Consider the following 20370-nt stretch of genomic DNA (forward strand, 5'->3'; position numbering starts at 1 on the left):
AGGGGACAGACCGATCAACTGCCAGCCACCGAATCCGCCGACCCCGCCAGTGAAATCAGCTTGGATCGCAGGGGTCAAGGGCTCGCCGGCCGTCGAGCAGAAATTGATAGGCCCGAGGAAAGTCGCGCAATGTACTCGCGAATGCACTCAGAGTACGTCGTACCCCGATCACCGGGACGCCGCGGGACCCGAGTATCTCGGCCGTCCAGTCGACGGCATCGACGAACAGCGTGGAGTCGTCCATGTAGACCGCGGCGGAGAGGAAGTCCACCAGGTGACCGAGATCGACGATCGTCGCGTCCCACTGCCCGGTGGTGTAGCCGGCCGTCGACGGTTCCCGGTGCCGCAGATCGTCCAGCGCGACGTCGATGATCTCGGCGCGCCGGCTCACCAGCCCGGCGTACTCCTCACCGCCGAGCCGGCTGGTCGCCCGGACGGTCCGGGCCAGGTCACCGTCGGAGTCGGCGAGCAGGTCCGCCGCGGCACGGGCGTCCGGAGCCCACGCAACCCCCATTGCCCGGGCCCACCGGCCGTCGGGTCCGAAGCCCCGGCCGCCGACCAGGACCGGCACGTCGGCCCGCTGGCAGGCCTGGACGGTGCGATGCGCCTGCGGTAGACGCATCGGCAACGCGCAGGCCAGTGCCACCGCCACCGGGTCGTGCCGGTGCAGATAGGTCATCAGGTGCACGGCCGGCACACTTGCGCCCAGGAAGGTGACCTGCCAGCCACGCAGCCGCAGGACCTCGGCGACCAGTCGGGGAGGCAACGCGTGCCACTCCCCGTCCATGCAGGCCACGATCACCCTGCCCCGGTGTGGCCGGGGCGCGGCCCGGGTAGTGACCGCGGCGACCATCAACTCACTGATGTGCGTCGCTGCATGCTCCTGGGCCACCGACCACTCGTTGCGCTGCCACCATCGGCCGACCTGGACCTGGGCCGGCGCGATCAGATCCAGCAGTACCGATTCGGCCGGGACCCCGGCCGCCAGCAGTTCGTCGGCCAACGCCAGCGCGGCGACCTCGTCTGCGGCCGCCAGGCAGGCCAGCAGTGCCGGGTACGCGCCACCTACCTCGACAGGTGTCGGTGCGGCCACTACCGGCGGTTCTCCCGCCGTGGGTCGGGCGCCACGGGCACATGCCGGTCCCGCTGCCGGTGGCCAGGCGGATCGGCGCGCACCGCGAGCACGGCGATGTCGTCGTGCTCGCGGCCGGCCAGCCAGTCCCCCGCCAACTGCTCCACCCGTTCGGCGAGTGCCGGCGCCGGCATCTGATGACACCCCTGCAGCGCCTGCGTGAGTCGGTCGAGACCGTACTGCTCGGTACCGTACCGCCCGCCACGGGCCTCGGTGACCCCGTCGCTGTAGAGCAGGCACGTCTCACCGGGCGCGAGGTCGACGGTCAACTGGCCGATCCTCGGCTGCGGGACCACGCCGATCAGCATGCCGCTGAGCGGCACCGTCTGCACCGTCGCGTCGCCGCGCAGCACCAACGGCGGAAGGTGACCACCGCCGGCCAGGGTGAGCGTCAGACCACCGTCGCGGGCCGGACGGGCCGACCCGAGCACCATCGTCGCGAACCGGCCCTGCCCCTGGGCCTGAGTCGTCTCCAGGACCGACTCGTTGAGCAGCCGGAGCAGTCGTCTCGGATCGGTCTCGACACTACGCAGCGCCTGCAGCGCCTGGCGTACCTGGCCGGTGAACACCGCCGCTTCAACGCCCTTCCCGGAGACGTCGCCGAGAAAGAACAGCACCCCGCGCTCGGGCAGGTCGAATGCGCCGTAGAAGTCGCCGCCGATACGCAGCGACGACGGGGCCGGCCGGTACGCGGTGCCCCACTGCACACCCGGCACCCGTCGGGGCACCGCCGGCAACAGGCTAGCCTGCAGGGTCTCCGCGACTTCCGACTGGTGGCGGTAGAGCACCGCGGCGTCGAGGGCGGAGCCGGCGCGGGCGGCAAACCCCCGCAACAGGTGCAGGTCGGCGTCGTCGAACCCGACCGGACCAGGTCGGGCGACCAGCAGCACACCGGTCGGATGCGTGCTGCCCGGCAGGGCGGCGACCCGTACGGCGAAATCCCGGCCCGGCGGCGGGAACAGCCAACCCAGGTCGACGAGTTGCTCGGCAAGCCAGTCCAGGGACGTCACCTCGACGCCACGCAACGCCTCGGTGAACGCCGGTGGCAACTCGTCCACCGCGATCGTGCCGCCGTCGACCGGTGGTTTCCCACCGGTACCCGGGTCGCTGGCCCGCCACCAACTGGCGCGACCACGGTGAGGTGCGACCACCAGCACCGCGAACTGTCCGAGCGTTGGCACCGCGAGCCGCACGGCGGCCCGAGCCGCCCGGTCCTCATGCAGTGGGTTGCCGAGTTGCTGGCTCGCGTTGGCCAGGAACATCCAGCGGGCCCGCTCGGCGAGCAAAGCGTCGGCGCGCGCGGTGCGCTCGGTCGTATCATCGACATACCAGGCGATCCGGTCGTGCGCCAGGGGAACCCGGCGCAACCGCAGCCGATGCCCGTGGTGAGTCAGCTCAGCGGTAGAGGAGGTGTCGAAGGTAGCCAGGTCCAGCCCGGCGATGCCGCTGGCGGAGGCCGCCTGCCCAAGAACCAGCTCCGGCAGCAGCCGTCGGGCGGTGGCGTCCAGCTGCCGGACCACCCCGGCACCGTCGCAGATCAGCAGCCCTTCGCGGAAGTTGTCGACGGTGGCCTGACCGGGCGGTCCACCGGGGGTCGCGGTGGACGGCTCCCCGTGCCGCAGTCGCGGGTCAGCCGTGGCACCGAACGGGACAGCTCCGGAAGGCCCCGTCGCCGTCGACTCGGGTGTACAGACCCGCCCATCGCCCGGTTCCCGGTCCGTGACTTCGGCGGTGCTCACCAGCCAGGCCTCACTCCCTTGTCCCGGTCGACCGGCCCGGACAGGCGCACCGGGACCGTTGCTCGTGCTCCACCCTACGCGGCTGGTCGCGAATCGCCACCCGGTAGTTGCGCAGTCGGCTGGCCGTGGGCCGCCCGCCTCCGCAGTTGGTGCGGGCGACGGCCAGCCGCCCGCACCAACTGGCTCAACCGTCGACCACCAGCGGCAACAGGTCGCGCTCCGGTCGCCGCGCCAGCTCCGGTTCGCCGTCGGACGGCACCGCGAGCGACATTGCGTACTTCCACCGGTGGTAGATCCGCTCGTACCGGGACGCCATCAGATCCGGCGAGAACGACAGCCGTACGTGCTCCGCGCACACCTGCGGGTCCAGTTCCCCGGCCTGCTCGATGGCCTCCGGTAGCTCGGCCGGGTCGGTGCAGACCATCCCCGTCTCGCCGTGTCGCACCACCTCCGGCACCGCACCCCGGTTGAGGGCGACGACCGGGGTGCCGCAGGCCATCGCCTCCAGCATCACCATCCCGAACGGTTCCTCCCAGCGGATCGGCATGAGCAGGCACCGGGCCTCGGTGAGTAGCTGCCAACACCGCTGTCGGTCGGGGTTGACCAGCAGTTCGACGTCGGGGCCGAGCATCGGCTGGACGACGTCCTCGAGATAGCGCCGCTCGGACGGCTCAGTCGCCTTGCCGGCGAGAACGAGCGGCACTCCGGCCTTGCGGCAGGCTTCGATCGCCAGGTCCGGGCCCTTGTCCGCGGCGAAACGTCCGAGCCACAGCACCGGGCCGTCGGCCGGCACCGGCTTGGGCCGAACCTCGGCGGCCAATCCGTTGTGCACAGTCGCTGCCCACGGCAGGCCGCTACCCACTCGACGCTGCGCGTAGGAAATCGCCACCAATGCGACGGATCGATCTATACCACGCAGATACTCACCTAGCTCGCCGTCCGGCGAATTGTGCACGGTGACCACCGTCGGTACCCGTCGGCGGGCGGCGGCGAGCGGACCGACTGTGGTGTGGTCGTGCACGACGTCGAAGGTGTCGTCCTCGATCAGCCGGTCCACCCGAGCCAGGTGCACGAGTTCCGGCAGTGAGTGACCGAGCCGGTCGGACTGCAACTCCCGGACGGTACTGACGAAGTTCGCGGCGGTCCCGGTCCGACTGCCGGCTCCAAAAAGCGTCACTTCGTTGCCCCGGGCGACCAACGCGTCGACCAGAGCGGCGCAGACCTGTTCGACGCCGCCGTAGCCGGGCGGAGGTAGCTCGTAGTAAGGCGGCACGATCATGGCAATCCGCAGCGGCTTGTGCTGCTCGGTGTGCGTGGACGGAACGTCGTTCACGGCGCACCCCCTGCGCTGAGCCGACACCACGGCCGGATGTTCACCGGGTACCCGGTAGGGAGGGATAAAAACTGATATGTCAGCGCCGGACGGGCCAAGGTAACTCAACCGGAATGGTCCGCTGCGACGATGGCGCGTTAGAACCGGACAGGTCGGGGAACGCCACCCGCGACACACAGTCAGGGCCGGCAGGCGCGCAGCCAGCACCGCCGGCACGGCGACGGGAGTGGCGGATGCGCACAGCCGGACAGGAAACCGTGGCGGGACACCATCGCGCGCTCCGGCCGACCGCCCCGACGAACCTCGATCCGGTGCCGCTGCTCGGATCGAAAACCGCCCCGCCTGCTCCACCGGCCGGCCTGCTCGACCGGCCACGGCTGACCGCCCGGTTGGAGATCGGTACGCGTGGCCCGTTGACACTGCTGGTCGCACCGGCCGGATGGGGCAAGACCGCGCTGCTGGCCGGCTGGTTCGTCGACCGACGGGCCAGGGGCAGTGCGATCTGGCTGACTCTCGAGCCCGCCGACCGCGGCGACCGGTTCTGGTCGTACCTGCACGCAGCGCTCGCCGCCGAGACGGCCCGCCGGCACCCGGACCGGCCCGCGCCGCCCGCTCCCGGCCGTGCCGATCCCGAGCTTTTCCTGCCCCGGTTCGCGTCGGTGATCGCCGCCCAGCCGGAGCCGGTCCTGCTGGTGCTGGACGACGCGCACACCATCACCGATCCCGAGGTGGTCCGGGGAATCGAGTTCCTGCTGCGGCACTGCCGTGGGCGGCTGCGTCTGGTGGCGGCCGGCCGCGCCGAACCGGCACTCGCACTGCACCGGTACCGGCTGACCGGTGAGCTGACCGAGATCCGGGCCGCCGAGCTCGCGCTGACCTTGACCGAGAGCGCCCGTCTGGTCGGCGCGCAGGGTCTCGGCCCGGCCAACGACCAGATCCGCGAGCTGCACCACCGGGCCGAGGGGTGGCCGGCCGGGGTGCGGCTGGCTGGCCTGGCGTTGCAGGCTGGCGAGAGACCCGCAACGGTACGGGAGTACGTCGGTGCCGATCCTGACCCGGCCGCCGACTACCTGTCCGCTGAAGTGCTCGCCGGGCAGGCTGCGCTGACACACCAGACACTCGTCCGCACCTCGGTGCTGGACCGGGTCTGCGGGCCGCTGGCCGACGAACTGACCGGGCGCGACGACGGCGAGGAGCAACTGGCCGCGGCCGCCCGCGACGCCGGCGGCTTCATCGTCGCTGCGGGCGGCGACCCGGCCTGGTACCGCTGTCACCGGATGCTCAGCGACGTGCTGTACGCCGAGTTGACCAGCCGGTTCCCTGACGAGATCCCGCAGTTGCACGAGCGGGCGTACCGGTGGCATCGCGCTCACGGCCGGCCACTGGCGGCGGTCCGGCACGGACTGGCCTGCGGTGACCTGCTCGGTGCCGGCCAACTGGTTGACGAGCACTGGCCCGAACTGCTGCTCTGCGGTCACGAGGACGCCCGACACACCCCGGTGCCCACCGGCCGGGACCTTGGCCATTCGGGCCTGGCGCTGGCTGCCGCCGTCGACCGGTTGGAGACCGCCGGCCAGGCGCCGGCCGGGCCGCCGCCGGACACCTTCGGCCAGGAACCGACCAGCATCGCCACCCGGCTCGTGGACGCGATCGACGGGAGATATCACGACGAGACGCTGAGCTACGCCGACGAGTTGTTCGCCACCAGCGGCCTGGCCACGACGACCGCAGGTGCACCGGCCGGGGGCACGGAGACCCTGGGTGAGCGGGCACGCGCGGTGGCGACGGCGATGCTCGGAACCGTCCGGTTCGCGCACGGCGACCTGGTCGGCGCCGAGGCGATGCTGAATGGCCTGGTCACCGCTCCGTCAACCGACGGGTACGGTTGCCCGACCCGGTACGCCGCCGGTCAACTGGCGCTGTTGCATGCCCGGCGGGGCGAGCTGACGGCCGCTCACCGCATCGCCCAGCAGACCCTGGTCACTGCGGCCTGCCCGGGACGTCGGTGTGCCGGCCACGCCGCCGCCGCTCATCTTGCGCTCGCCATGGTCGCCCTGTGCCGCGACGAACTGCCCGCCGCGACCCGGCAGCTGGATCTGGCCGCAGCGCTGGTCGTGCCCGGGACACCGGGGACGGTCACCGGGCTGCTCCCGGTGGTCCGGGCCGCGCTTCGACAGGCGGAGGGGGACTTCGCCGCAGTCGCCGATCTGCTCGCGACGGCACCGGTGGACCGGGACCCGCCCGACGGTCAGCACAGCCGGCTGCGCCGGCTGGCTCTCGCTGAGGCCCGAATGGCCTGCGGCGACCTCGACGGGGCCCGGGAACTGCTGTCGAACGAGATCCACGACGACCGCTCACCGGCGGTGACGATCGCACTGGCCCGGCTGCATCTGCTCGCCGACGGACCGGCCGATGCTCTGGCGGTGCTCCCCCAGTGGTCGGCACCGGACGGTGAACCACCGGCGGACCCGCTGGTGATCCAGACGCAACGCCAGCCGATGACCCTGCTCGAACGGTTGAACGCCGGGCTGGTCGCGGCCGTCGCCACCCACCGGATGGGCGACCGGCGTCAAGCCCGCGAGCTGCTCGAACAGGTGCTTGACCTGGCCGCCCCGGACGGTCACCGGCTGGTGTTCAACCACGCCGGATCTCCCGCGCGGGAGCTGCTGGTCGAGCACCTCGACTCACCGACCCGGCACCGGAACCTGGTCAATGATCTCGTCGACGGTGCCGGTCGGCGGCACGCCGACCGGCACCGTCCGGCGCCAGCGCTGACCGAACCGCTCACCGACCGGGAACTGACCGTACTGCGGTACCTGCAGGGCACGCTGTCCAACGGGGAGATCGCCGCCGAGCTGTTCCTGTCGGTGAACACAGTCAAGACCCACGTCCGCAACATCTACCAGAAGCTCGGTGCCCCCCGCCGCCGGGAAGCCGTACGCCGGGCACGTGAACTGCGTCTGCTCTGAGCCCACCGGCAGCCCCGGCACGACGACATTCGTTGGAGGAACATTGACCGCCGCGACCGTGCGTACGGACGAGGAGATCCAGCGTGACGTCCTCGAGGAGCTCAAATGGGACGCCCGGGTCCAGCCCAACGAGATCGGCGTGACCGTCCTGGAGGGCGTGGTGACGCTGCTGGGCTGGGTCGACAACTACGGCAAGAAGTGGGCGGCGGAACGCACCACCCACCGGGTACGCGGGGTGACCGCGGTCGCCAACGACATCGAGGTACGACTGCCCAGTTCGGCGGAGCGGACCGACGCCGATGTCGCCGGCGCCGCCACCCGAGCGTTGGAGTGGGACGCTTTCGTTCCGATCGAACGGCTCGAGGTGACCGTCGCCCACGGGTGGGTCACACTCAAGGGTGAGGTCGAATGGGAGTTTCAGCGACGAGCGGCGGAGCGGGCGGTACGTCGGCTGTCCGGGGTACGCGGGGTGACCAATCTGATCGCCGTCCGCCCCCGGATCAACCCTTCGGCACCGGAGCTGCGACGCAGCATCGAGGACGCGCTGGTGCGCAGCGCCGCCACCGACGCCCGGCAGGTCACCGTCGACACCGACGGTGGCCGGGTCATCGTCAAGGGGATGGTCCGCTCCTGGCTGGAGCGCGAGGAGGCGGAGCGGATCGCCTGGTCGGCGCCAGGAGTCACCGCGGTGGAGAACCGGATCACCGTGGAACCCGGTAGCTGACCGGGCGGCGGGCGGAGGTCACCGGGCGGTGTGGGACGAGCAGTTGGGCCGGGCGGTGGCGACGGTGGTCGTCGCGGTCGGTGGCTCGCTGGCCCTGGCCTGGCTCTCCGGCAAGGTGGTCCGGCAGGCGGCACGCGGCCGGGTCGCACCGTTCCTCAGCACCCTGCACCGCGAATGCCACCGGCCATGGAGCGCGACGCTGCTGGTCACCGGATTGCTGCTCGCGGTGCCGTTCAGCGGCATCACCGGCGAGGTCCGAGACGAGGCACTGCACATCCTGCTGCTCGCGCTGATCTACGCCGGCGCCTGGCTGGTGATCCGGATCCTGTTCGTCTTCGAGGACACCGCGTTCCGCCGGCTGCCAGTGGACATGGCGGACAACCGACGGCGGCGACGCGCCCGTACCCAGATCGGTCTGCTCCGCCGGCTCACCGCGGTCATCATCAGTATCGTCGCGCTGGCTGCGACGCTGATGACGTTCTCGCAGCTCCGGGCGTTGGGCGCGTCTCTGCTCGCCTCGGCCGGCGTGGCCGGGGTGGTGGCCGGCCTGGCCGCCCAGTCGGTGCTCGGCCACGTGTTCGCCGGGCTGCAGCTCGCCTTCAGCGACGAACTGCGCCTCGACGACGTCGTGGTGGTCGACGAGGAGTGGGGCCGGGTCGAGGAGATCCGGCTCACCTATGTCGTGGTACGGGTCTGGGACCAGCGCCGGCTGATTCTGCCGACGTCCTACTTCACCACCACCCCGTTCCAGAACTGGACCCGCAACGAGGCGCAGGTGCTGGGCAGCGTGATCCTGCACCTGGACTTCACCGCCGACATCGACGTGCTGCGGGCCGAGGCGCACCGCATCGTCGACGCCTCCGCGCTGTGGGACCGTCGGGAATGGGTGATGCAGGTGGTGGACGCGACCGAGACGACCATCTGCATACGGCTGCTCGCCTCGGCCGCCGACGCGCCAAGCTCGTGGGACCTGCGGTGCGAGCTACGCGAGGGCATCTTCGCGTTCCTCCGCCGGCACCATCCCGACTGGCTGCCCAGGGCCCGCAGCGAGCTGGCCGCTCCGGTCGAAGAGGAAGCACTGCCGCCGGCCCGGCACACAGCCGCCGGCCCGCCGACCGGCCGCACGGGCACGACCCGGTTGGGACGACCCGGTGCCGGCGGACCGGATCCGGGAAGCAGCCGCGGCACCGGACCGCGCGGAAGAGCGGCCCGCGCCGCCGGCACCCGGCAGTTCGGCAGTGCTGCGGCGAACCGCCGGCAACGGACGATCGATTCGGCCGCGGCTGATTCGCCGCGCCCCGGCGACTAGACGCCGGGCCGGCAACCGACGCCGGGCCGGCAACCGACGCCGGGCCGGACGTCAGTTAGTCGCGCTCGGTGCGACCAACTGCACCGGGAATCGCCGAAACGAACACGGCGGCGACTTGTCGCAGCTCCGCGGCGAGCGTCCGCAGCCGCTCCACCGGGGCGTGCTCACGCAACGCGCCCCCGGCGTCGTCGAGAAGCATCCGGGCCCGGGCGCGCTCGTGGGCGGGTGCTCCGGTGGCCGGTCCGGACAGCTCCCGCTCGACCAGCTCGATCAGTGACTCCAGATCCCCGGCAGGGTCGGTGGCGGCGGCCACCGGCCCGGCGTGACCCACCGACGACCGTGGCTCGACGATCTCGGTCACCACGATCGACTGACGGCTGCCGCCGTCGGCGTCGCGCGCCGAGATCGTCACCATTCCGTCGGCGTCCGTGTCTATGGTGACCTCGATCCGGGGCACCCCACGCGGCGCCGGTCGGATTCCGGACAACCGGAACCGCCCGAGGACCCGGTTGTCCGCAGCCTGTCGGCGCTGGCCCTGCCGGACGACGACGTCGACGCTGGTCTGGCCGTCCTCCGCGGTGGAGAAGACCTGGGTCCGACGGACCGGGATGGCGGTGTTGCGCTCGATGATCGCCGCCATCGTCCCGTCGTGTACCTGCAGTCCGAGGGCGAGCGGGGTGACGTCCCGCAACCGGGCCGGTCCACCCGTACCGATGAGCAGCCCGGCCTGCACTGCGGCGCCGAGCGCCACCACCTCGTCGGCGTTGATCAGCAACTGCGGCTCCTGACCGTCGGCCAGCCGGCGCAGCAGGTCACGCACCGCGGGGATCCGGGTCGCGCCACCGACCATCAGCACCCGGTCGAGGTCCGCCGGGGTGACCCGCGCGTCCCGCATCGCCTGCTCCACCGGATTGCGACAGCGTTCCACCAGGTCACCGGTGAGTTCGTCGAACGACGGCCGGTCGATCAGGGTCCGCAGGTGTTTGGGACCTGCGGCGTCCGACGCGACGAACGGCAGGTTGACCTCCGCCTCGGTGACCGCGGACAGTTCCTCCTTGGCCCGCCGAGCCGCCTCGACGACCCGCCGCCGGGTCTGCGGGTCCGCCGCCAGGTCGATGCCGTGGTCCCGGTGGAACTCGGCGACCAGGTGCTCCACCAGGCGGTGGTCGAAGTCGTCACCGCCCAGGTGCGTGTCGCCGGCCGCGGCGCGGACCTCGACGGTGCCGTCACCGGCGGTCAGTACGCTGACGTCGAAGGTCCCGCCGCCGAGATCGACCACCAGGATCGTCTGTCGCTGGCGCAGGTGCAGCCCGTAGGCCAGCGCGGCAGCCGTCGGTTCGTTGATCAGCCGCAGGATCTCCAGGCCGACGAGTCGGCCGGCCTCGCGGGTCGCGGTGCGCTGGGCGTCGTCGAAGTGCGCCGGTACGGTGACCACCGCCCGGTCGATCCGTTCACCGAGCGTCCTGGCCGCCTCGTCGACGAGGTTGCGTAGCACCAGCGCGCTGATCTCCTCCGGAGCGTACCGGCGGCCGTTGACGTCGAACCGGGCCAGACCGCCGTCACCGACCACGCCAAAGGCCACTTCGGCCGCTTCCCGACCGACCTCGTCGTAACGCCGTCCGGCGAAACGTTTGGCGGAGTGGACGGTCCCCTGCGGGTTGAGCACCGCCTGCCGGCAGGCGGCGTCGCCCACCAGCAGGGCGCCGGCCTCGGTGAACGCCACCACGGAGGGAGTGGTCCGCGACCCGGTCAGGTTCGGTACGACCGTGGGCCGGCCCCCCGAGACCGCGGCGATGACCGAGTTGGTGGTGCCCAGGTCGATTCCCACTGCGCGCGGCATGACCGTCCCCCCTCGTACCGGCGTCCGGCGCGGGCCGGTTGAGCTGTCGTGATCGTGGCAGCCGCCCGGATGACGCCGCGTCACCCGGGCGGAGTGAGCTCGGGTGGGTGACGGCCGGGCGTGCGACCGGACGTGGGTCATCTGACGCCCGCCGGGAAGGCGTAGACCGGCCCGGGGCCGGGTACCGCTGCCGCCATGACCGACGCACCGCGGCTCCCCGACTACGTCGACGGCCTGGACTTCCCGCTCTCCCGTGAGGACTTGGTCCGGCGGGCACAGGAACTCGGCGCGGACACCGCGTTGCTGCAGGCGCTACGGGCGCTGCCCGCCGAACGGTTCGTCAACGCCGAGCAGTTGCTGGCCGAGATCGGCCCACCCGGCTGAACCCCCGACCCACGACGGACGGTGTGCACGTACCGCGTTTCGTCCGGTTGACGCCGGGTACCGGCGTCGGGTGTTCTACGCGGAGTTCTCCAGTACCCGGCACCGGTTGCACGACGGTTACCTGACCACCACCGCCAGCGATCTGCTGGCCGCCGATCCCCGACTGCGCGACCTCGACGTCGAGGTCCGGTTCGACGGCGGCGTCGCGCATGTGACGGGCGACGTCGCCGACGAGGCGGCACTGCGGCGGGTCCGCGAGGCGATCGGACGGTTGGCGGGGGTGCACGGGGTCTGGGACCGCGTCCGGATCGCCGGCGCCGAGCCGGTAGTCCTCGACATCGGCTGCGGCGACGGCCCGCAGTACCCCGGCAACATCGGCCTGGACCAGCGACCGGGCAAGGCGGTGGCGGTCGTCGCCGATCTGCGTGACGGCCTGCCGATGCGCGACGACGCGGCGGATCAGATCTTCGCGGTGCACGTGCTGGAGCACCTGACCGACTACCTGCGCCTGATAGACGAGTGCCACCGGGTGCTGCGGCCCGGCGGTGTGCTGCATGTGCTCTCCCCGTGGTGGCGGCATGTCAACGCGGTCGCGGACCCGACCCACCTGCGGTTCTTCGACCTGCAGACGATCAAGGGCATCTGTCAGCAGCCCGGGGCCGCCGGACGCTGGTATCCCCAGCACGCCTCCTGCGACGGGGCCACGGTCTTCGCCGACCTGGTCGCCGCCCGTCCGAACGATCCCGAGCCGTCACCCGGCCACCTCGCCCGGTTCTTCGACTAGTCGCCGGCCGGGTCAGGCCCCGGCCGGCGGCGGCACCAGTCCGCCGGCCACCAGGACCAGCCAGGTGAGTTCCGGAAGGACGATGTCGCTGTGCGCGCCGGCCGGTGGCCCTCCGCGGCGCACGACGGCGGTGGCGTTCACGTTGTGGACCCGGCGATGCTCCAGTCGGTAACCGCCGTGGCCTGTTGCCGCCAGTGGCAACGACCGGGCACCGACGGCGGTGGCACCGTGGAAGCCGAGTGCCCCCCACCGCTCGGCGAGCGCCGGGGTCGCTGCGGCGTCGTCCCCAGCGGCCAGCGAGGCGAGCGGATAGAACACGCCCAGGGCCGAGTCGTTGGTCGAGAAGCAGACCGAGACCGGCCCGTCGATCCGGGCCGGCAGCCCGGCCAGAGCACCGGACCGGACCGGATCGAACGGCAGCGCCGGGGCGAAGGCGAACCTGGAGAACGCCCCTTGCAGCAGGGTCAACGACCGTACCGGGCGAACCGCTCCGCCGGCTGCCGGCTGCGCCGCGTCGGCGGCGAAGCTGACCAGCCGAGCCCCGAAGCTGTGCCCGACCAGGTGGATCCGCACGGACGGCGCCATCGTGGCGAGCCGGGTCAGCACCGGCCCCAGGCCGGCCCGCCCGATCCGGCCGGCCCGGCCCTTCATCTGCCAGTAGGTCAGTTGCCGCAGCGCCTCCTTGGCCCCGTACCAGATTCCGCGCAGCGGGTCCACCAGCCCGGCCGCGCCGCCGACCGCCGCGTCCAGTGGGGTGTGGCAGCGCCGCAGCTCGTCGAGGAAGCGGGCGTACAAGGTGACCGGGTCCACGTCGAGCATCGCGGGCAGCGCCGATGCGGGTCCGGCCGGAGCCGGACCGTCCACAGGTCTCCCGGCCCTCGCCCGGACCGGGCTGGTCGGTACCGCGTCGCCGTCGTCGCCGCAACCGTCGTCGGCCACCGTCGCGAACTGGCGGAGTTCGTTGGCGAAGGCCCGCACCCGGGCCTGGGTAGGCGAGGTGCGCAGCAGGTGCGCCATCCGGTCCAGGGCCGGCGCGCCAGCAGGGAAGGTGGCCCGCAGCACGTTCAGCGTCTCGTCGTCCAGAACCGCCGATCGGGGACGGCCCGTGCCGCGACGGCCGACCGGACCTGCCCCGGCACGGGCACCGGCGAGCCCGGCCGGGCCGGGACCGGGCCAGGTCGCGCCGACCGGCTCGAAGTCCGGTGCCGGCTCGTCGGGCCACCGGCGCGCCGGCCAGTGCACGCCGACCAGCCCCAGACTCTCGGCCCACGGTCCCGCCCGCCGGGCCTGGCCGGCGAGCAGGTTGAAGAAGGCGGCGTAGAGCGCGTCAGCGACATCCCGATCGTTGTTCCAGCCGTGCGCGAGCACCACCAGATCGGTGACGCCACGGGCGCGGGCACCGGACAGCAGCGCGGCCACCGACACCGGGTCCGGATCCCCTCCGGCGTCGAAGCGCAGCTCCCACCATGGAAGACCGCCGATCCGTCGGTCCATCATCGGGCCCCTCCCGCCGCCACCGGTGGTCACACCGACTGCAGTGCCCGCATCAGGTCCACCAGCCCGTGGCCCTGGTAGCGCCGGTCGCGGCCGAGCGGCACGGCGGTGTCGAGCAGGATCTGCTTGATCCGCTCAGGCTGGCCGATGAACTCACGACGCACCGACAGGAACGCAGCGACCGCACCGGAAACATGTGGTGCCGCCACACTCGTACCGGACTCCTCCAGGTAGACCGCCGTGCGCGGGTCCGGGCCGCCGGCCTGGGTGGTGGCCAGCCGGGCACCCGCCGCGCAGGAGACGATCCGCTCGCCGGGAGCGACCAGGTCGGGCTTACGGCGGCCGTCGCCGGTCGGCCCCTTCGAGGAGAAGTAGGACACCCCGTAGGTGTGCGGCATGTCGCGGTGCGTCGACCCGACCGTGATCGCGCGTTCGGCGTTGCCCGGATCGTTGATCGTCGCGCCCAGCGTGAATTGCGACGGTACGCCGAACGGCGCGCCCACCGCGCCGTACCCGGAGTTCCCGGCGGCGGTCACCACGACCACCCCGGACCGGACCAGTTTGTCCACCTCGCGGCAGAGTGGGGACTGGCCACATGCGAACCACTCCGGATCGAACTCGTACCCGACGCTGAGGTTGACCCCGTGGATGCGCATCACCCGGTCGCTGCGCGCGTTGACCTCGCGCACGTAGGCCAGCGCGGCGATCACCCGGGACACCCGTTCGGTGAGATCACCCCCGCCGTGCAGCACCTTCAGGCTGACCAACCTGGCCAGCGGCGCGACACCCACCATCGAGGCCGGATCGACCACCGGGCGTGACACCGGGACCGGGACGGCCGGATCGTCGATGTCGTAGCGGTGCTCGATCACCCGTACCGTCCGCTGCGGATGCCGACGCACCCAGTCGTCCACGCCGCCGGCGATGATCCCCGCGACGTGGGTACCGTGGCCGCTGTCGTCGGTCAGCGCGTCATGTGACCGGGGCCGCGCCCCGGGCGGGAAGCTGCGGTGCAGGTCGCGAACCTCGGGTGCGCTGAGCGTCGCGTAGCTGGCGAAGTGCGGGTGCCGCGCGTCGATGCCCGAGTCGACCACCGCCCAGACGATCCGTTCGCCGGTGGCGTTGAAGGTCCGCCGGGCCGCGTCCGCCTTGATGGTGGCCGCCGAGACGTCGATCTGAGGCCGGACCGGGAAGTCCGGCCAGATCCGGTGCACGCTGCGCTGATGCGGATCGCCGATCACGGTGTCCGCCGCTACCAGCCGCTTCATCTGGTTGACGCTGAGTTCACCGACGACGTACTCGCCGGCCAGTGGCCGGGGGTGCCGACCCGCGGTGACCCGGAACCAGAGTCCGGCCAACTGCTCGGTGGCGCGCTGCGGTCCGCCAGCGAAGTGCAGGTTGACCGCGACCAGCACCGGCACCGGCTCGTCCGGGCCGAGTGGGAAGCCGAGGCGCTGCCGCCCGGTTACCGCCCGCAACGGATCGGTGATCACCCCGGGCGCGGCGAGCGGTGCTGGACTGTCCGGACCGGGCGCGCCGTTGCCGACGGTGGCGGGCGGCCCGTCGGGTGCCGGCACAGCCGATGCCCGGTGGCCGGCCAGCAGCGTAGCCCGCGCCCGACCGGCGTCGGTCAACGACCAGGTCCGGCCACCGGTGACCAGGTTGGCGGCGCGCAGCCGGTCCAACGCCTGCCGGACCCGGTGGTGCCACTGCGGTTCGCCGTCGCGGTCGGCACGCTCGGCGTCGCCGAGCCGGTCACCGTACCGGAAGGCCACCTCGCGCAGCACCGCAGCGAGCCCGGGGGCGGCCCGGGGGCGGCCGGCGAGCGCGATCAGCGTACGGCTGTCCCAGTCATCCGGCTGCGTCACGGCGGTCCCCTCCCACCAGCGCCGCGAACGGCCGATCGACGACCGCAGCGGCCACCTCAAGCATAGAGCGACGAGACAACTACTTGAAGTGAGCAATCGACCTCACTTCCGGACCGCCACCGGCCCCGAAAACAGGAAACCTGCTCAGCTACGCATCGCCCGGCTCTACGGTGAGGAGACGAGAGCCATCACAGACCGTCATCCCCCGGGGCGGACCGACGCCAGGGAGGTGACGCCCGTGCTGGAGCGTCCGGCAGCCACTATCAGCTCGGTACGGCACCGCCGGATGGCCCACGCCCGGCACGCCTGGGCCTACGACGGCCACGCCCATCTCGAGGTCAGCACGGACGACCATGGTCGGGCGATCGCCGACGTGCAGCGGCTGGAGCAGGCTCTGCACGAGGTCGACGGGGTGCACTGGGCGGCCTGGAACGGCGCGCTGGGCCGGATGGTGATCCGGTTCGACCCGGAGGTGCTCGGCAACTCCCGGCTCGTCGCCGCGCTCGCCGACGCGGAGCGGCGCCTCGCCCCGCGAGCGACCGGCACCACCCACGTCGACGCCGGCCTCGGTAACGCCGTGTCACTGGCCGGTGATCTGATCGGCGCCGGTGTCGGAGCTGTAGGCAAGGTACTCCGGCTGCCCGCACTACCCAACGAACTCGCCGCACTGCCCGCCGCCTTCGAGCACGTGCCGCAGCTGCGTTCCTGGTTGCGCCGTACTCTCGGCCCGGTCGGCGCCGACCTCGGTCAGGCGTTGTTCAGCACCGCCGTGGCAGCGGCCTCACAACGCCCGCTGACCAGCCTCACCGACGCCGTACTGCGGGTCGCGCTGATCGCCGAGGATTCCGCCTACCACAAGGTGTGGGCCGCCCGGGCCCACGAACTGCATCCCGACCCGGACAGCAGTCGCGCACCGGCGCTGCCGGCGCCGGACCGCCCTCGACCGTTGCCGGACGGCCCGATCGAGCGGTACGCCCAACGGATGAGCACGCTGACCCTGGTCGCCGCCGGAATGCTCACCATGCTGCCGGGCGGCCGGCAGCGTGCCGCCCGAGTCACCGCGGTCGCGTCCCCGCGCAGCGCCCGGACCGGCCGCGACGCCTACTGCGGGGAGCTCGGCCGGTTCCTCGCCCGGCGGGGCGTGGTGGTGCGGGAAGCCGCCGCGCTGCGCCGGCTGGACCGGGTCGACACGGTGATCGTCGACGCCTCGGTTCTACTCACCGGCCGCACCCTGGTCACCGCGGTGGTCCCGATCAGCGCAACAGAGGAGCAGGCCCGCCGGGTCGCGGCCCGACTGGTCGATCCCGCCACCGACCCGGGGGACGGCCGCGACCAGCCCCAGCCGCCCCCCGGCAGAGCAGACGCCGGCGAAGCCACCGACGGCTGGGCGTTGACTGCCCCGCACCGGCTCACCCATGCGTTGCCAGCCGACCTGCTGGACCGGCTCGGCAGCAGTGCTCCGCCGAACGGCGCCCGGGCCGGGACTCCTGGCGGCGACCTGCTGGTGCTCACCCACCACGGAGAGCCGATGGCCCTGGTACGCGCCGAGGCCGAGCTGGACCCGCTGGCGGAGGCGCTCACCACGGCAGCCCGCCGGGTAGGCCAGCTGCTCATCGCGGGCCGCAGCCGGGCCGGCCGCAGTCCGGCGACCGGCCCGACCGGCAGCATGCTCGCCAGCCGCTGCCAGGCGGCGGGGACGGTGGCCGGGGGATCGAAACTGGCCGCCTCCGTACGGACGTTGCAGCAGGCCGGTCACGGGGTCACCCTGATCGCCGCCCGTAACGACGTCGCCCTGGCCGCCGCAGACTGCGGAATCGGGGTGATCCGGGCCGCCGCCCGGCGCCCGCCCTGGGGTGCTCACCTGATCTGCGCGCCCGGGTTGGAGACCGCCTGGCTGGTACTGGAGGCGACGGCGTTGGCCCGTTCGGTGAGCACCGACAGCGCCCGGCGTGCCATGCTCGGCTCCGTCGCCGCCGCCGCGCTCGGCGTGCTCGACGGTAGCCCCCGTGGCGGCTCGCGGTCGTTGCTGATCGACAACGTGGCTGGCCTGGTCAACCTGGCGATCGGGCACCGGGCGGCCCGAGGGCTGCGTGGACGGCCGACACCCGCGCCGCGAAGCCGGGCGCCCTGGCACGCCATGCCGGTCGACGAGGTGCTCACCCGGCTCGGCTCCTCGACCGAAGGGCTCAGCGACGTACAGGCCCGACAGCGACAGGCTGAACAGTCCGGTGGTCAATCCGACGACGGACCGGCCCGGGGCCTGTGGCAGGCCACCGCAGCCGAGTTGGACACCCCGCTGACCGGTCCACTGGCCGCCGGTGCCGGGGTGTCGGCGATGACCGGATCGACCGTCGACGCCGTCATGGTGCTCTCGGTGATCATGGCAAACGCGCTGCTCGCCGGTGCCCAGGAGATGGCGGCCGGGCGGGCGCTGCGCCGGCTGCTCAGTGCCGGGGCCCTGCGGGTACGGCTGCAGCGCGACGGGGAACAGCACGTCCGACCGGCGGAGGACCTGGTGGCCGGCGACCTCATCTGCCTGGAAGCCGGCGACTCGGTGCCCGCCGACTGCCGGCTGGTCACCGCGAACGGGCTGGAGATGGACGAGTCCAGCCTCACCGGTGAGTCGGTGCCGGTAGCGAAGACCGTCGACGGCACCGGAGCCGACGCGGTCGCCGACCGCACCAGCATGGTGTACGCGGGCAGTACCGTGGCCGCCGGCACGGCAACCGCCGTCGTGGTGGCGACCGGTCGATCGACCGAGGCTGGCAGCTCCGTCGACCAGGTGCAGGACGAGTCCCCCCGGGGCGGGGTGCAGGCCAGGCTGCGTCAGATCACCTCGGCGTCGGTACCGACCGCGCTCGCCGCCGCCGCGGCGACCCTCGGCAGCGGGCTGTTGCGGGGCCGGCTGGCCGAATCGGTCGGGTCCTCGGTGGCCCTCGCCGTCGCCGCCATCCCCGAAGGGCTGCCGTTCGTCGCCACCGCCGCCCAGCTCAGTGCGAGCAGACGGCTGTCCCGGCACAACGTGCTGATCCGGGATCCCCGGGCGATGGAGGCGCTCGGCCGGGTCGACGTGATCTGCTTCGACAAGACCGGCACCCTAACCCAGGGATCGATCCGGCTGCAGAGTGTCTGCGACGGCCGCCGAACCGAGCCGGTCGACGCGCTGGGCTCCGACCTGCGACGGATTCTGTCGGCGGCGCTGCGGGCCACCCCGGTTCCGGACGGCGATCAGAAACTGCCTCACCCGACCGACCAGGCGGTGGTCGACGGCGGGTACTCGGCCGGGGTGGGCATCCGCGAAGGCGCCGAAGGCTGGGAACCCCTCGCCGAGCTGCCGTTCGAGCCGGGCCGGGGCTTCCACGCGGTGCTCGGTACCTGCCCGGGTGGTGCCGTCATCAGCGTCAAGGGCGCCCCGGAGACGGTGCTGCCGCGGTGCGCGACCTGGCGCCGCACCGACGGGGTGGTGCCGCTGGACGACGCCGGCCGCCGCGAGATCGACCTGGCCATCGACGGGCTGGCCCGCAACGGTTTGCGGGTACTCGCCGTCGCCGGTCGGGTCGCGTCCGGTCGCCGGGACCTCGACGACGACCGGATCGACCGGTTGGAGCTGCACGGGTTGCTCGGCCTGGCCGACCCGCCACGCGACACCGCCGCCGACGCCGTCCGGCGGCTGCGCCGCGCCGGGATCACCGTGGTGATGCTGACCGGTGACCATCCGAGCACCGCCGAGTCCATCGGCTCGCAACTCGGCCTGCTCGACGGCAGCGCGGTAGTCACCGGGGCGGACCTCGACGCCGCCGGACCGGACCAGCTGCCCGAACTGGTGTCCCGGACAGCGGTCTTCGCCCGGGTCAGTCCGGCCCACAAGGTCGCCGTGGTCCGGGCGCTGCGCCAGGCGGGCCGGGTCGTCGCGGTGACCGGTGACGGCGCCAACGACGCACCGGCGATCCAACTCGCCGACGTCGGAATCGCCCTCGGCGATCACGGCACCAGCGCCGCCCGCCAGGCGGCGGACATGATCGTGGTCGACGGCCGGATCGAGAGCATCGCCGAGGGTGTGGCCGAAGGGCGGGCGATGTGGGTGTCGGTGCGTGAGGCCCTCGCCCTGCTGCTCGGCGGCAACCTGGGGGAGATCCTCTTCTCGGTCGGCAGCTCGCTCATCGCCGGCCAGCAGGCACTCAACCCCCGGCAGATCCTGTTCGTCAACCTGATGACCGACCTGCTGCCGGCAATCGCCGTGGCGTCCCGCCCACCACGGGGAATCAGCGCCGACGAACTCGCCCGCGAGGGACCGGAGTCGTCGCTCGGCGCCAGTCTCAACCAGCAGGTCGCCCGGCGGGCGGCGGCGACCGCGCTGGCCACCACCGGAGGTTGGCTGACCGCCCGGTTCACCGGCACCCCCGCCCGTGCCGGCAGCGTGGCGCTCGCCGCGCTGGTGGCCGCCCAGTTGGCGCAGACCGCGGTCGCCGCGAAGGGTGATCCGACGGTACTGGCGGCCGCCGGGGTGTCGCTCGGGGCGTTGTTCGGGGTGGTGCAGACGCCGGTGGTCAGTCAGTTCTTCGGCTGCCGTCCACTGGGACCGGTCGGCTGGTCGATCGTCGGCGGTTCGGCGGTCGCCGCGGCAGGGCTCGGGCTGCTGCCGCTGGAACGGATCGAACGGCTCCGCCGGACCCGCCTGGGCCGGTTGACAACGGATGTCGCTCACCGGGGCGCCGGTCACCGGGTACGCCGGGCCGTCCGCCCGGTGCGCCGGCTGCGGCCTACCGGCACCGACGCCCCGGTCCCGGTCTGACA

Annotated in this window: 12 protein-coding genes; 6 read left to right on the forward strand and 6 right to left on the reverse strand. The window is 72.6% G+C overall.

Annotated elements, in window-relative coordinates; translation table 11 throughout:
• Window positions 1–55: 55 nt before the first annotated feature.
• The 3 genes from O7543_RS06025 to O7543_RS06035 form a co-directional block, all read right to left on the reverse strand.
• A complete protein-coding gene (locus O7543_RS06025; RefSeq protein ID WP_281554760.1) occupies window positions 56–1093 on the reverse strand; it encodes a cobalamin B12-binding domain-containing protein in 1038 nt (345 codons plus the stop codon).
• On the reverse strand, window positions 1093–2871 hold the full coding sequence (locus O7543_RS06030; RefSeq protein ID WP_281554759.1) for a SpoIIE family protein phosphatase: 1779 nt from the start codon (window positions 2869–2871) through the stop codon (window positions 1093–1095). Before O7543_RS06030 ends, O7543_RS06025 begins: the two co-directional genes overlap by 1 nt.
• Before the next feature lie 184 nt (window positions 2872–3055).
• Complete coding sequence (locus O7543_RS06035) at window positions 3056–4150, reverse strand: glycosyltransferase family 4 protein (RefSeq protein WP_281555573.1); 1095 nt, start codon at window positions 4148–4150, stop codon at window positions 3056–3058.
• Window positions 4151–4437: 287 nt separating this feature from the next.
• Between O7543_RS06035 and O7543_RS06040 the strand changes: the two genes are divergently transcribed.
• The 3 genes from O7543_RS06040 to O7543_RS06050 are packed head-to-tail and all read left to right on the forward strand — an operon-like array spanning window position 4438 to window position 9206.
• On the forward strand, window positions 4438–7173 hold the full coding sequence (locus tag O7543_RS06040; RefSeq protein ID WP_281554758.1) for a LuxR C-terminal-related transcriptional regulator: 2736 nt from the start codon (window positions 4438–4440) through the stop codon (window positions 7171–7173).
• Between the two features lie 43 nt (window positions 7174–7216).
• A complete protein-coding gene (locus O7543_RS06045) occupies window positions 7217–7897 on the forward strand; it encodes a BON domain-containing protein (RefSeq protein ID WP_281554757.1) in 681 nt (226 codons plus the stop codon).
• 28 nt (window positions 7898–7925) lie between these two features.
• Window positions 7926–9206: a mechanosensitive ion channel domain-containing protein gene (locus O7543_RS06050; RefSeq protein WP_281554756.1), complete on the forward strand. Its 1281-nt coding sequence runs from the start codon at window positions 7926–7928 to the stop codon at window positions 9204–9206.
• A 55-nt stretch (window positions 9207–9261) separates the two neighbouring features.
• Here O7543_RS06050 and dnaK read toward each other — a convergent pair whose 3' ends face one another.
• The gene (dnaK, locus tag O7543_RS06055) at window positions 9262–11046 is read right to left on the reverse strand and encodes a molecular chaperone DnaK (RefSeq protein ID WP_281554755.1); all 1785 of its coding nucleotides are present in this window, start codon (window positions 11044–11046) and stop codon (window positions 9262–9264) included.
• 195 nt (window positions 11047–11241) lie between these two features.
• On the opposite strand from dnaK, the gene O7543_RS06060 reads away from it, so the two are divergent.
• Both O7543_RS06060 and O7543_RS06065 read left to right on the forward strand, forming a co-directional pair.
• A complete protein-coding gene (locus O7543_RS06060; protein WP_281554754.1) occupies window positions 11242–11430 on the forward strand; it encodes a DUF2795 domain-containing protein in 189 nt (62 codons plus the stop codon).
• 106 nt (window positions 11431–11536) lie between these two features.
• Window positions 11537–12214, forward strand: a complete 678-nt coding sequence (locus O7543_RS06065; RefSeq protein ID WP_348650121.1) for a methyltransferase domain-containing protein — start codon at window positions 11537–11539, stop codon at window positions 12212–12214.
• A 12-nt stretch (window positions 12215–12226) separates the two neighbouring features.
• Here O7543_RS06065 and O7543_RS06070 read toward each other — a convergent pair whose 3' ends face one another.
• Both O7543_RS06070 and O7543_RS06075 read right to left on the reverse strand, forming a co-directional pair.
• On the reverse strand, window positions 12227–13711 hold the full coding sequence (locus O7543_RS06070) for a hypothetical protein (protein ID WP_281554752.1): 1485 nt from the start codon (window positions 13709–13711) through the stop codon (window positions 12227–12229).
• Between the two features lie 26 nt (window positions 13712–13737).
• Entirely contained in the window at window positions 13738–15576 is a 1839-nt protein-coding gene (locus O7543_RS06075) for a S8 family peptidase (protein ID WP_281554751.1), read from the reverse strand.
• Between the two features lie 238 nt (window positions 15577–15814).
• On the opposite strand from O7543_RS06075, the gene O7543_RS06080 reads away from it, so the two are divergent.
• The gene (locus tag O7543_RS06080; RefSeq protein WP_281554750.1) at window positions 15815–20368 is read left to right on the forward strand and encodes an HAD-IC family P-type ATPase; all 4554 of its coding nucleotides are present in this window, start codon (window positions 15815–15817) and stop codon (window positions 20366–20368) included.
• Window positions 20369–20370: the final 2 nt, after the last annotated feature.

This window comes from Solwaraspora sp. WMMA2080 (assembly GCF_027497395.1).
Taxonomy (GTDB): domain Bacteria; phylum Actinomycetota; class Actinomycetes; order Mycobacteriales; family Micromonosporaceae; genus Micromonospora_E.